The sequence below is a fragment of the Vogesella facilis genome (assembly GCF_042648525.1).
GTDB lineage: Bacteria > Pseudomonadota > Gammaproteobacteria > Burkholderiales > Chromobacteriaceae > Vogesella > Vogesella facilis.
The window spans coordinates 23787-36275 of record NZ_JBHRXN010000031.1; the positions used below are offsets into that span (position 1 = coordinate 23787).

At 67.9% G+C, this 12489-nt stretch carries 11 protein-coding genes; 9 read left to right on the forward strand and 2 right to left on the reverse strand.

Annotated elements, in window-relative coordinates:
- Window positions 1-3 precede the first annotated feature (3 nt).
- From ACFOLG_RS11330 to ACFOLG_RS11370, 9 genes are all read left to right on the forward strand, one after another.
- Complete coding sequence (locus ACFOLG_RS11330) at window positions 4-843, forward strand: polysaccharide deacetylase family protein (RefSeq protein ID WP_386091798.1); 840 nt, start codon at window positions 4-6, stop codon at window positions 841-843.
- Window positions 840-1913, forward strand: coding sequence for a C45 family autoproteolytic acyltransferase/hydolase (locus ACFOLG_RS11335; RefSeq protein WP_386091800.1), 1074 nt, complete (start codon window positions 840-842; stop codon window positions 1911-1913). Before ACFOLG_RS11330 ends, ACFOLG_RS11335 begins: the two co-directional genes overlap by 4 nt.
- 28 nt (window positions 1914-1941) lie before the next feature.
- Window positions 1942-2361 carry a VOC family protein gene (locus ACFOLG_RS11340; RefSeq protein ID WP_386091802.1) on the forward strand — a complete coding sequence of 140 codons (420 nt, stop codon included), beginning with the start codon at window positions 1942-1944 and terminating at the stop codon, window positions 2359-2361.
- A gap of 72 nt (window positions 2362-2433) precedes the next feature.
- A complete protein-coding gene (locus tag ACFOLG_RS11345) occupies window positions 2434-3249 on the forward strand; it encodes an SDR family NAD(P)-dependent oxidoreductase (RefSeq protein ID WP_386091803.1) in 816 nt (271 codons plus the stop codon).
- 22 nt (window positions 3250-3271) lie between these two features.
- Complete coding sequence (locus ACFOLG_RS11350; RefSeq protein ID WP_386091805.1) at window positions 3272-4306, forward strand: Rieske 2Fe-2S domain-containing protein; 1035 nt, start codon at window positions 3272-3274, stop codon at window positions 4304-4306.
- Window positions 4303-5262, forward strand: coding sequence for a PDR/VanB family oxidoreductase (locus ACFOLG_RS11355; RefSeq protein WP_386091807.1), 960 nt, complete (start codon window positions 4303-4305; stop codon window positions 5260-5262). Before ACFOLG_RS11350 ends, ACFOLG_RS11355 begins: the two co-directional genes overlap by 4 nt.
- A gap of 87 nt (window positions 5263-5349) precedes the next feature.
- Window positions 5350-6111, forward strand: a complete 762-nt coding sequence (locus tag ACFOLG_RS11360; RefSeq protein ID WP_386091810.1) for a gamma-glutamyl-gamma-aminobutyrate hydrolase family protein — start codon at window positions 5350-5352, stop codon at window positions 6109-6111.
- Between the two features lie 82 nt (window positions 6112-6193).
- A complete protein-coding gene (locus tag ACFOLG_RS11365) occupies window positions 6194-7687 on the forward strand; it encodes an aldehyde dehydrogenase (protein ID WP_386091812.1) in 1494 nt (497 codons plus the stop codon).
- Window positions 7688-7747: 60 nt separating this feature from the next.
- Window positions 7748-8752, forward strand: a complete 1005-nt coding sequence (locus tag ACFOLG_RS11370; protein ID WP_386091814.1) for a methyl-accepting chemotaxis protein — start codon at window positions 7748-7750, stop codon at window positions 8750-8752.
- A gap of 822 nt (window positions 8753-9574) precedes the next feature.
- Here ACFOLG_RS11370 and ACFOLG_RS11375 read toward each other — a convergent pair.
- Both ACFOLG_RS11375 and ACFOLG_RS11380 read right to left on the reverse strand, forming a co-directional pair.
- Window positions 9575-11068 carry a CoA-acylating methylmalonate-semialdehyde dehydrogenase gene (locus ACFOLG_RS11375; RefSeq protein ID WP_386091816.1) on the reverse strand — a complete coding sequence of 498 codons (1494 nt, stop codon included), beginning with the start codon at window positions 11066-11068 and terminating at the stop codon, window positions 9575-9577.
- A 55-nt stretch (window positions 11069-11123) separates the two neighbouring features.
- Window positions 11124-12464 carry an aspartate aminotransferase family protein gene (locus tag ACFOLG_RS11380; protein WP_386091817.1) on the reverse strand — a complete coding sequence of 447 codons (1341 nt, stop codon included), beginning with the start codon at window positions 12462-12464 and terminating at the stop codon, window positions 11124-11126.
- Window positions 12465-12489 lie beyond the last annotated feature (25 nt).

Here is a 12489-nt window from a genome sequence, read left to right on the forward strand (position 1 = left end):
AAAATGACGAAACCACACACCACCCACCCGCAGTGGCCGCAGCAGAAGTCCACTGCGGTGTCGCTGACCTTCGATGTCGATGCCGAAGCCGGTTACCTGGGCGAAAGCCCGAGCTATGCCCGCCGCCTGACCAGCCTGTCCGAGGGCCGCTTCGGCGTGGTGCGCGGTGTGCCGCGCATCCTGGCGCTGCTGCGCCGCCATGACATCCGCGCCACCTTCTTCGTGCCGGGCTACACCGCCGAGCAGCATCCGGGCGTGGTGGAGCTGCTGCTGCGCGATGGTCACGAGATCGGCCATCACGGCCATATGCACCTGCGCAGCGACAAGGCCTCGCCCGAGGCGCAGACCGAGGAGATCGAGCGCGGCCTGGCTGCGTTGCAGCGTGCCGGCGCCCCCAAGCCGGCCGGCTACCGCTCTTCGTCCTGGGAGCTGACCCCGGAAACCTTCGAGCTGTTGCTGGCGCACGGCTTTGCCTACGACTCCAGCTGCATGGGCGACGACCGCCCGTACTACGAGCAGTGGAATGGCCGCTCCATTCTGGAGATCCCGGTGCACTGGTCGCTGGATGATTACCCGATGTTCGGCTGGAGCATCGACAACGGCGGCAACTTCACCCACCCGCGCACCCTGGTGGACAGCTGGCTGGCCGAATACGCCTCCGCCCGCCGCGATGGCCGCCATACCAGCTTCACCATGCATCCGGAAGTGATCGGCCGCGGTGCGCGCTTCGAGCAGCTGGAACGTTTCGTCGAGCGCCTGGTGGCCGACGGCGACGTGTGGTTTGCCCGCCTGGACGAGGTGGCGGCGCATGTGGCGCCGCAACTGCAGCGGGAGGCGAAATGAGCATCCGCTTCCGCTCCAGCTGTACCGAGCCGCAGGCGCGCGGCCAGGAATTCGGCCAGCAGTACGCCGCCAAAATCCGCGGCAGCGTGCTGTGCTACCAGGCGCTGTTCGACCGGGTTGCCGGCCGCGAGGTGGACCTGCTGGCGCTGGGCGCACAGGCACTGGACGCCATCGCCGCCTTTGCGCCGCCGCTGCACCGGGAAATCCTCGGCATGGCCGAGGGCGCCGGGCTGGATGCGCGCCTGATCGGTGCCATCAACGCGCGCACCGAGATCCTGGCGCTGCTGGGCGCCCAGCTGCGCGGCGAGTGTTCCACCGTGGTGAAGATCGACCCGTTCAGCGATGCGCCGGTCACGGTGCAGACCTGGGACTGGTACGCCGATTTTGCCGAGCAGTGGCTGGTGTGGGAGATCCCGCATGCCGATGGCAGCCACACCACCACCGTCACCGAGTTCGGCATCGTCGGCAAGGCCGGCGTCAACAGTCGCGGGCTGGGCCTGCATTTCAACATCCTGCACCACCGCCACGACGGCCAGCGCATCGGCGTGCCGGTGCATGTGGCCGCGCGCTGGCTGCTGGACACCCAGCGCGACGTCAACCAGGCGCTGCAGCTGCTGTCTGCGGCCAACGTTTCCGCCTCGTCATCGCTGACGCTGGTGGCCTCCGCCGACAACGCCAGCACGGCGGTATCGGTGGAACTGCACCCGGGCGGGCCGGGGCTGGTGTTCCCGCACGAGGACGGCCTGCTGGTGCATACCAACCATTTTCTTTCCAGCCCGGCCTGCCAGTTCGACACCGAGCCGGCGCAATACCCGGACACCCTGGTGCGCTACGACCAGCTGCTGCGCCGCCTGCGGGGCCGCCCCGGCCTGCGCGCCGGCGACATCCTGGCGGCGATGAGCAGCCACCTGGGCAGCACTGGCGCCGTGTGCTGCCACCCGGACAGCAGCCTGCCGGAAGCAGGGCAGTACGCCACCCTGGCCAGCATCCTGCTCGACGTTAAAAACGGCACCTTGCAGGCGCTGCGCGGCGGCCCCTGCCGCCATGCGCAGCTGTTCGGCGCCGTCTGATTACCCCCACCACCCAAGGAGTTACATCGTGTTGAAGCTCAAGCGTTTAGACAACATGGACATTCTGACCCACAACGTGCAGCGGCTGGTGGACTTCTACCACGGCACGCTGGGCCTGGGTTTCTACCTGCCCTACCAGCCGGAAGAGCGCTGGGCAGCCATCGAGATGGGCAATGTCACCCTCTACATCTTCCACACCGAGGACGACACCCCGGTGGCGCGCCGCACGGCGGTGAACCTGAAGGACAAGCCGGGTTTCGACTCCTTCGCCTTCGAGGTGGCAAGCCTGGACGACGCCATGGCGGCGCTGGCCGGCAAGGTGGAGTGGGTGACCGGCGCGCCGATCGAGTGGCAGCACCCCAGCGGCACCTGGTACCGCTACCGCCCGATGTTCGACCCGGACGGCAACATGCTCTACGTCACCGAGCCGCACAAGGCCGGCGCCTAAGCACGGATCACCCGGCACGGGCAGTCCGCCTGGCCGATGCCCGTGCCGGCCACTTTCATTCAGGAACCCACCATGTCACAAACCGCTAACAACCCCGCCGCGCGCGCCGCGCCGAAATCCGTGCTGACGCTGTCGGCCGATGCCAGCCGGCTGCATGGCCGCGTGGCGCTGGTCACCGGCGCCGGCCGTGGTGCCGGCCGCGCCCATGCCCGCCTGCTGGCCAGCCTGGGCGCCGCGGTGGTGGTGCTGGACATCGATGCCGATGCGGCCAACCACACCGCCGCCGAAATCGAGCAGGCCGGTGGCCGCAGCATCGCCATTACCGCCGACATCACCCAGCGCGCGCTGGCCGAGCAGGCGATTGCCCGCAGCGTCGAGCTGCTGGGCGGCATCGACATCCTGGTGCACAACGCCGGGCTGATCTACTCGATGACCGGGCTGGAAAACACCGACGAAGCCAATTTCGACCGCCTGCTGCAGATCAACGTGCACGCGCCGATGTACCTCACCCGCGCCGCGCTGCCCTGGCTGCGCGCCAGCCGCGCCGCGCGCGTGATCTTCATCAGCTCGCAGTGGGGGCAGGTGCCGGACGGCCACTCCTACGGCTACATGGTGGCCAAGGCCGCCCAATTGGGGCTGATGAAGACCATGGCCAAGGAGTTCGTGCGCGAGGGGATTCTGGTCAATGCCGTGACCCCGGGCGCCATCCTCACCCGCATGGTGCCGGACGAATACATCGCGGACGAGTGCGCCAACATCCCGCTTGGCCGCCTTGCCCATCCGGAAGAAATCGCTGCCGCCGTGGCCTTCCTGGCCTCGGACCAGGCGGCGTTCATCACCGGCCAGGTGATTCCCGTCAATGGCGGGGCGCTGATGGTCGGCATCTAAGTCACAACAGAGGAGAAGCATCATGACGACACAGACTACGCTGCGTCAGCAGGCCGAACAGGCCATGCGCCGCCAGTGGTTCCCGGTGGCCCGCTCGGTGGATCTGCAGGACAAGCCGCTGGCGGCCACGCTGCTGGGCGAGAAACTGGTGGTGTACCGCACCGCCTCCGGCAAGGCGGTGGTGCAGGAAAGCCGCTGCCCGCATCGCGGCGCCAATCTGGCGCAGGGCGAGATCAAGGGCGAGAACATCGCCTGCCCGTACCACGGCTGGCAGTTTGCCGCCACCACCGGGCGCTGCTCGCATGTACCGTCGATGGAAGACCAGTGCAAGATTCCGCACACCGCCGCCATCCGCACCCATGCCTGTGTCGAGCGCTACGGCCATGTGTGGACCACGCTGGAAGCGCCGGCATTCGAGATGTACGACCTGGCCGAATGGCATGGCCTGGAGCTGGAATGGTTGGCCGCAGAGCCGCTGGATTCGCCCACCGGCGTGGCGGTGGCCATCGAGAACTTTGGCGATGTGTCGCACTTTGCCTATGTGCACCGCGGCATGATGGGGCAGATGTCGCCGCTGGTGGAGCCGCTGAACGTGCGCCGCGACGGGCTGGACGTGTGGATGGATCGCCCGCTCAGTGCCTGCCAGGGCGAATGGGCCACCGACGGCGACTGCATGATGCACTACCACATGGTGGCGCCGGGCTTCATCGCCATCACCTACAAGTACGACAAGCTCGGCACCCGCGTGGTGGCCGGCTTCCCGTGCCCGGTGGCCTATGACGACGTGAAGATCTTCTGGGGCGTGGCCAACGCCAGCGACTACCGCGGTGAAAGCCTGGAAGAGTGCCTGCGACTGGAGAAGGAGCTGTACTGGGAAGACCTGCCGGTGGCCGCCGGCATCGTGCCGCGCGAGATCGACTGGGATGGCAATTTTGTCGAGCACTCGGTGCAGTCCGACCTGTACACGCTGAACTACCGTCGCGCCTATCGCGAATTCATCGAACGTGGCAACCGCCCGCAGGCAGCGGCCGCATCGCAAGAGCAGGCACTGGTATGAGCACGCGCAGCACACAAATCGAGGTGCAAGTCACCTGCATGCGTCTGGAAGCGGAAGGGGTGATGTCCCTGGAGCTGCAGGCGCCGGATCGGTCGCCATTGCCGTCGTGGACGCCGGGTGCGCACATCGATTTGGTGCTGCCTTCCGCAACGGTGCGGCAGTACTCGCTGTGCGGCGACCCGCAGGACAGCCGGCGCTACCGTATCGCCGTGCTGCTGGAGGCCGCCGGCCGCGGCGGCTCGCGCGAGGTGCATACCGCGCTGCGCGTTGGCCAGCGGCTGACCATCGGCGGGCCGCGCAATGCCTTCGAGCTGCAGGCGGCGGACAGCTATCTGTTCGTGGCCGGCGGCATCGGCATCACCCCGCTGTTGCCGATGATCCGGCAGGCGGAGCGCAGCGGCGCCCACTGGCTGCTGCTGTACGGTGGCCGCGCGCGGCAATCGATGGCCTTTGTGGCGGAGCTGGCCGCCTACGGCGACGACAAGGTACGCATCCTGCCGGCGGACGAGGCCGGCATGCTGGACCTGGACGCCATCGTCAAGCTGGCCGCCAGCGGCATGCACACCTACAGCTGCGGGCCGGCCGGCCTGCTTAATGCGCTGGAGGCGCGCTTCGCGGCCGAGGAGCTGGCCTCGCGGCTGCATATCGAGCGCTTCGCCGCCGCGCCGCCTGCGGCCAACGTCCAGGCCGGCGAGCTGACGGTGGTGCTGGCGCGCAGCGGCCGCGAGCTGGCGATACCGGCGGACAAGTCCATCCTGCATGCGCTGCGCGATGCCGGGCATTGCGTGCCGTCGTCGTGCGAGCAGGGGGTGTGCGGCATGTGCGAAACCCGCGTGCTGTGCGGCGAGCCGGATCACCGCGACATGCTGCTCACCGAGCAGGAACGCGCCAGCGGCAAGGTGATGATGCTGTGCGTGTCGCGGGCCAGGACGCCCACGCTGACGCTCGATTTGTAGCAAGCCCTGGAATTTCTCCTCTGGCCGGGCTGCCGTCCGTTCCGACCCTTTCGGCGGTGGTCCGGCCCTTTTTTTACGATGCACACCATGTCAAACCGTAGCGTAATCGGCATCACCGCCGACCGATCCCTGGCCGGTATCCACTGGTCGCAGGTGGTCGGCGAGAAATACATCAATGCCATCGTCGACGGCAGCCAGGGCCTGGCGCTGCTGCTGCCGGCGCTGGGCGAGCGCCAGAGCGCGGCCGACATCCTGTCCGCCGTCGACGGGCTGCTGTTCACCGGCAGCTATTCCAATGTCGAGCCGCATCTGTATGGCGGCGCGCCCAGCCTGCCGGGCACCCTGCACGATGCGGCCCGCGATGCCACCACGCTGCCGCTGCTGCGCGCCGCGGTGGCGCAGGGCGTGCCGCTGCTGGCCATCTGCCGCGGCTTTCAGGAGCTGAACGTGGCCTTCGGCGGCAGCCTGCACCAGCGGGTGCATGAGGTTGCCGGCCTGGCCGATCACCGCGAGGACAAGTCGCAGCCGCTGGCGGTGCAGTACGGCCCGGCGCACGGCATCCAGTTGAGCGGCGGCGGCGTGCTGGCCACCATCAGCGGCCTGCGTGCGGCGACGGTGAATTCGGTGCATGGCCAGGGGCTGGATCGCCTCGGCGCCGGGCTGCAGGTAGAGGCGGTGGCGCCGGACGGGCTGGTGGAGGCGGTAAGCGTGCGCGATGCGCCGGCTTTCGCCCTCGGCGTGCAGTGGCATCCGGAGTGGCGCCATGCGGAGGACACGCTGTCCAGCGCCATCTTCCGCGCCTTTGGCGACGCCTGCCGCGCCCGCCGCCTGGCGCGCGGGCTGGCCTAGCGTCAAACGTTGGCCGCATCGGGCGGCCGCAGATACACATACCGGCGGGCCCGTCATGCGCCTGCCGGCACCGGGGGTGACCATGCAGCAACACGATTTTGCCTACTGGCAGCAACAGGCTGCCGCGCTGTCGATAGAAGGCCGGGCCTTTATCGGCGGCGAATACTGCCAGGCTGCCGCGGGCGGCAGCTTTGCCTGTCTCAGCCCGATAGACGGCCGTACCCTGGCCACCGTGGCCGACTGTGGCGCCGCCGAGGTGGACGCGGCGGTGGCCGCCGCCCGCGCCGCCTTCGAGGCCGGTGTGTGGCGCGGCCTTAATCCACGCCAGCGCAAGGCGGTACTGCTGCGCTGGGCTGCGCTGATCCGCGAGCATCGGCACGAGCTGGCGCTGCTGGAAACACTGGACAGCGGCAAGCCGATTGCCGACACCCTGAGCGTGGATGTGCCGGGCGCCGCCTACTGTATCGAGTGGTTTGCCGAGGCCATCGACAAGAGCGGCGGCGAAGTGGCGCCGGCGGACCAGCACCTGGTGGGGCTGGTGACGCGCGAGCCGATCGGCGTGGTGGCGGCGGTGGTGCCGTGGAACTTCCCGCTGCTGATGGCTGCGTGGAAATTCGCCCCGGCGCTGGCCGCCGGCAACAGCGTGCTGCTGAAGCCGTCGGAAAAGTCGCCGCTTAGCGCCATCCGCATCGCGGCACTGGCGCAGGAGGCCGGCATCCCGGCCGGGGTGTTCAACGTGCTGCCCGGCGCTGGCGAGCCGGGGCGGCTGCTGGCGCTGCACCCGGATGTGGACTGCCTGGCGTTCACCGGCTCCACCGCGGTGGGCAAGCTGATCATGCAGTATGCCGGCCAGTCCAACCTGAAGCGGGTATGGCTGGAGCTGGGCGGCAAGTCGCCCAACATCATCCTGCCGGACTGCCCGGACCTGGACCGTGCGGCCAACGCCGCCGCCAGCGCCATCTTCTACAACATGGGCGAGATGTGTACCGCCGGCTCGCGCCTGCTGGTGCATCGCGATATCAAGGCGGTATTTCTCGACAAGCTGTTGAGTGCGGCGCAGCGCTTTGCCCCCGGCCACCCGCTGGACCCGGCCACCGCGATGGGCGCCATCATCGACCGGCAGCAGCTAGAGCGGGTGCTGGGCTACATCGCGCTTGGTCGCGAGGAGGGGAGGCTGCTGCATGGCGGCGCGCAGGTGCGGCAGGACAGTGGCGGCCACTATGTGCAGCCGACCATCTTCGAGGTGGCCGGGCCGCAGGCGCGGCTGGCGCGCGAGGAGATCTTCGGCCCGGTGCTGGCGGTGATCAGCTTCGGCACGCTGGAAGAGGCGATTGCCATTGCCAACGACAGTGAATATGGCCTGGCCGCCGCGGTGTGGACCGCCGATCTGGCCACCGCGCACAGCGCCGCCCGTGCGCTGCGTGCCGGCACGGTGTGGGTGAACTGCTACGACGAGGGCGGCGACATGAACTTCCCGTTCGGCGGTTTCAAGCAATCCGGCAATGGCCGCGACAAGTCGCTGCACGCGCTGGAGAAATACACCGAGCTGAAATCCACCCTGCTGCGCTTGCGCTGAGGGCCGACCAATCGTTGTGGACGCCACCCCGGCCACGGCCGGGGCGGCAGGAGCAAGCGCATGCTGGGAATAGGCAAACACCGCAAGACCTTGTTGCAGCTGACCGACTATCTGGAGCATCTGGTGCGGGATTCAGACAAGGCATTCGTTCATCCGGAGCAGAGCCTGCCGTACGAGCTGCGCGTGGCGTTGCAGGAGTTGCAGGGCCAGCTGCGCGAACTGCGGCGGCAACAGCAGGAACTGGCGCAGCTGCGGCTGGATGCCGCGCAGTGGCGGCAGCAGGCCACGGCGCAGGGCGACGAGCTGGCGCAGCTGCAGCACCAGCTCAAGGATGTGCAGGCGCGGCTGGAAGCGTCGCGGCTGGAAAACTTCCAGCTCAACCAGCTGTATCTGGGCATGAAAACCGAGTTCGACGAGTTCAACCTGGCGTCCGAGGCGCTGACCGAGGGCTTCTGGGTGTTCTACGTGGTGGATGGCGACCCCAACCACGCGCGCAACCGCATCAAGTTCTCGGCGCAGTACCGCAACCTGCTGCAGTTCGACAAGGACGAGTTTCCCAACAGCTGGGAGAGCTGGCTCAAGTGCATCCACCCGGACGACGTGACGCTGGTGCAGCGCGCCTACGACCTGCACCTGCAGCGCGACGCGCCATACGCGGTGGAATTCCGCATGCGCACCAAGCATCGCGGCTATGTGTGGTTCCGCGAGCGCGCCGCCACCGTGCGCGACAGCCACGGCGTGGTCACCCATTCCGCCGGCGCGCTGCGCGACATCTCGCACGAGAAGGAGGCGGCGGCGCTGCAGCTGGCCGAGCGGCAACGGGTGGAGGAGAACATGGGCAAGATCCTGTCGTTCTCCTCGGTGATCCGCGACATCTCCAAGCAGACCAATCTGCTGGCGCTGAACGCCGGCATCGAGTCGGCGCGCGCCGGCGAGGCCGGGCGCGGCTTTGCGGTGGTGGCGGAGGAGGTGGGCAAGCTGGCCTTGCAGACCGCGCGCGCCACCAGCGAGATCATCAAGATGGCCGAGGAACAGCGCGCGCCGGAGGCGGGCAACAGGTTGTAGTAGTAGTGGCAGGGCGCTTTGTGGCGTATCCGTTGGGTGTTGTAGTTTGGGGGCAGCGTAAATCGCTGCCCCTTTTTTTATCGGTGCCGGCGCTGGGCCGCGGCGGCGTGCCGCTCTGCCTGCGATACCGGCAAGGGGGCGCCCGAAGTAGTGGGCGAGCGGCCGCCCGCGGCCTGCGGTGGCGGCCAACGTTTGACGCCGCCGGCGCCGCTGCCGGCCGGGCCGTGGCATGGCGCGGGGCTGGTGCTCGGGGTTTCGGCCCGCGTGTGGAAAGGCACGGATTGCCCGCGGGCTGCGGCCAACGTTTGCCGTGATGAGTGCCATTGTGGAGGTGGGGCACGACCTGGCGGCTGGGGCGCGTAGTTGGCTGCAACCGGCAAGGTGGGCTGCGGCCAACGTTTACCGTGATGAGTACCGTTGCGGCCGTGGGTCACGACCTGGCGGCTGGATCGCGTAGTTGGCTGCAACCGGCAAGGTGGGCTGCGGCCAAGGTTTGAGGTCACCGGCCGGGTTATGGCTCGGCGTGGGGCATCGCAGCCGGGGGCGGCCAAGTTGGCCGCAGGTTGTCTAGCTTGCGACTGGCTACGGCCAACGTTTGCTGCTGTGGTCGATCACGCGGCTGCAAGGCAAGCAAGGCAAGCAAGGCAAGCAAGGCAAGCAAGGCAAGCAAGGCAAGCAAGGCAAGCAAGGGCTGCCGACCGCCGGTTGACCGGCCCGCGCGGGCGCAGTCTGGCGCTCCGGCCGCCACCAAAACACAAGGGCCAGCCCGGTAGCGGGCTGGCCCTTGCTGCTGCTCATGGCGCGCTAGCGCGCCGCAGACAATTACAGGCTGGGGAAGGCGAACTGCGACGCCTCGTGGCTGGCGCGTTGCGGCCAACGTTGGGTGATGGTCTTGCGCTTGGTGTAGAAGCGCACGCCGTCCGGGCCGTAGGCATGCAGGTCGCCGAACAGCGAACGCTTCCAGCCGCCGAAGCTGTGGTAGGCCACCGGCACCGGCAGCGGCACGTTGACGCCGACCATGCCGACTTCGATTTCGTCGCAGAACAGGCGCGCCGCTTCGCCATCGCGGGTGAACAGGCAGGTACCGTTGCCGTACTCGTGGTCGTTGATCAGCTGCATCGCCGCTTCCAGGCTGCCGACGCGCACGATGCACAGCACCGGGCCGAAGATTTCTTCCTGGTAGATGGTCATTTCCGGGGTCACGTTATCGAACAGCGTGCCGCCGACGAAGAAGCCCTGCTCGTGGCCAGCCACCGACAGCGTGCGGCCATCCACCACCAGCGTGGCGCCCTGCGCCACGCCGCTGTCGATATAGCCCTTCACCTTGTCGCGCGCCGCGCCGGTGACCAGCGGGCCCATGTCCAGGCCGCAGGAAGTGCCGGCACCGATCTTCAGCGCCGCGATCTTCGGCAGCAGTTTTTCCACCAGCTTGTCGGCCACCTGATCGCCTACCGCCACTGCCACCGAGATCGCCATGCAGCGCTCGCCGCAGGAGCCATACGCCGCGCCCATCAGCGCGTTGACGGTGTTGTCGAGGTCGGCATCCGGCAGCACCACCGCGTGGTTCTTGGCGCCGCCCAGCGCCTGCACGCGTTTGCCGCGCTTGGTGCCTTCGCTGTAGATGTACTCGGCGATCGGGGTGGAGCCGACGAAGCTCAGCGCCTTCACTTCCGGCGCCTCGATCAGCGCGTCGACGGCGGTCTTGTCGCCGTGCACCACGTTGATCACGCCCTTGGGCAGGCCGGCGTCGTGCAGCAGCTGGGCGATGAACAGGGTGGAGCTCGGGTCGCGCTCGGACGGCTTGAGGATGAAGCAGTTGCCGCACACGATGGCCAGCGGGTACATCCACAGCGGCACCATGGCCGGGAAGTTGAACGGGGTGATGCCGGCCACCACGCCCAGCGGCTGGTGGTCGGACCAGCTGTCGATATTCGGGCCGACGTTGCGGTTGTATTCGCCCTTCAGCAGTTCCGGTGCGCCGCAGGCGTATTCCACGTTCTCGATGCCGCGCTGCAGTTCGCCGATGGCGTCCTCGATGGTCTTGCCGTGCTCTTCGCTGATCATGGCGGCGATCTTGTCGCGGTTGGCTTCCAGCAGCTGCTTGAAGCGGAACATCACCTGCGCGCGCTTGGCCGGCGGGGTGTTGCGCCAGGCCGGGAACGCGGCCTTGGCGGCGTCGATGGCGGCCTGGATGGTGGCCTGGTCGGCCAGCGCCACCTGGCGTACGGCTTCGCCGAGGGACGGGTTGAACACCGGGGCGGTGCGGCCAACGTTGGTGACGAATTCACCATTGATCAGATGGGCGACGGTAGTCATGTCATTACTCTCCGGATACAGAAATCGGTGGTCTCCCCGCGCGGGGAGGGGACGCTTAGGCGGTCTGGTTCAGGACATCGCCAACGGCGTTGAACAGGGTGTCCAGCTGCTGCGCAGTGGTGTTGAAGGTCGGCCCGAACTGCAGGGTGTCGCCACCGAAGCGCACGTAGAAACCGGCCTGCCACAGCTTGATGCCGGCCTCGTACGGGCGGATGGCGGCATCGCCGTCGCGGGCGGCCAGCTGGATGGCACCGGCCAGGCCGCAGTTGCGGATGTCCACCACGTGCTTGCTGCCGCGCAGGGCATGCAGTTTTTCTTCGAACACCGGCGCCAGCGCGGCGGACTGCTCGATCAGCTGGTCGCGCTGCAGCAGCTCCAGGGTGGCCAGGCCAGCGGCGCAGGCCACCGGGTGGCCGGAGTAGGTGTAGCCGTGGGTGAACTCGATCATGTGCTCGGGCGTGCCCTGCTGCATGAAGGTGTTGTAGATCTCGCTGGAAGCCACTACCGCGCCCAGCGGAATGGCGCCGTTGGTCACCTGCTTGGCGGTGTTGATGATGTCCGGGGTCACGCCGAAGTAGTCGGCGCCGGTCCACTTGCCCATGCGGCCGAAGGCGGTGATCACCTCGTCGAAAATCAGCAGGATGCCGTGCTGCGTACAAATTTCGCGCAGGCGCTGCAGGTAGCCTTGCGGCGGCACGATCACGCCGGCGGAACCGGACATCGGCTCCACGATCACCGCGGCGATGTTGGAGGCGTCGTGCAGTTCGATCAGCTTCAGCAGCTCGTTGGCCAGCTCCACGCCGCCGGTGTCGGCCATGCCCTTGGTGAACGCCATGCCCGGCTGCAGGGTGTGCGGCAGGTGGTCGGCGTCCATCAGCTGGCCGTACATCTTGCGGTTGCCGCCGATGCCGCCCAGCGCGGTGCCGGCGATGTTCACGCCGTGGTAGCCACGGGCGCGGCCGATGAAGCGGGTCTTGCTCGGCTGGCCCTTCAGGCGCCAGTAGGCCTTGGCCATCTTCACCGCGGTGTCGGCACATTCGGAGCCGGAGCCGGTGAACAGTACGTGGTTGAGGCCGTCCGGCATCACGCCGGCGATCTTGTCGGCCAGGCGGAAGGCCAGCGGGTGGCCGTACTGGAAGCCCGGCGCATAGTCCAGGGTGCCCAGCTGACGGGCTACCGCTTCCTGGATCTCGGGGCGGTTGTGGCCGGCGCCGCAGGTCCACAGGCCGGACAGGCTGTCGAAGATGCGACGGCCCTTGTCGTCGATAAAGTAGTTGCCCTCGGCGCCCACGATGATGCGCGGATCACGCTTGAACGCGCGGTTGGCCGAGAACGGCATCCACTGGGCATCGAGATTCAGATCGCTGACGGCAAATTGGTCGTTGCAGTTGTTCATGACGTGGCTCCTGTGAGCGCTGTGT

Coding starts and splice junctions, on each gene's coding strand:
- ACFOLG_RS11365 (WP_386091812.1), top strand. CDS start 6,194: ATGCAGCAACACGATTTTGCCTACTGGCAGCAACAGGCTGCCGCGCTG.
- ACFOLG_RS11350 (WP_386091805.1), top strand. CDS start 3,272: ATGACGACACAGACTACGCTGCGTCAGCAGGCCGAACAGGCCATGCGC.
- ACFOLG_RS11355 (WP_386091807.1), top strand. CDS start 4,303: ATGAGCACGCGCAGCACACAAATCGAGGTGCAAGTCACCTGCATGCGT.
- ACFOLG_RS11335 (WP_386091800.1), top strand. CDS start 840: ATGAGCATCCGCTTCCGCTCCAGCTGTACCGAGCCGCAGGCGCGCGGC.
- ACFOLG_RS11370 (WP_386091814.1), top strand. CDS start 7,748: ATGCTGGGAATAGGCAAACACCGCAAGACCTTGTTGCAGCTGACCGAC.
- ACFOLG_RS11360 (WP_386091810.1), top strand. CDS start 5,350: ATGTCAAACCGTAGCGTAATCGGCATCACCGCCGACCGATCCCTGGCC.
- ACFOLG_RS11380 (WP_386091817.1), bottom strand. CDS start 12,464: ATGAACAACTGCAACGACCAATTTGCCGTCAGCGATCTGAATCTCGAT.
- ACFOLG_RS11330 (WP_386091798.1), top strand. CDS start 4: ATGACGAAACCACACACCACCCACCCGCAGTGGCCGCAGCAGAAGTCC.
- ACFOLG_RS11345 (WP_386091803.1), top strand. CDS start 2,434: ATGTCACAAACCGCTAACAACCCCGCCGCGCGCGCCGCGCCGAAATCC.
- ACFOLG_RS11375 (WP_386091816.1), bottom strand. CDS start 11,068: ATGACTACCGTCGCCCATCTGATCAATGGTGAATTCGTCACCAACGTT.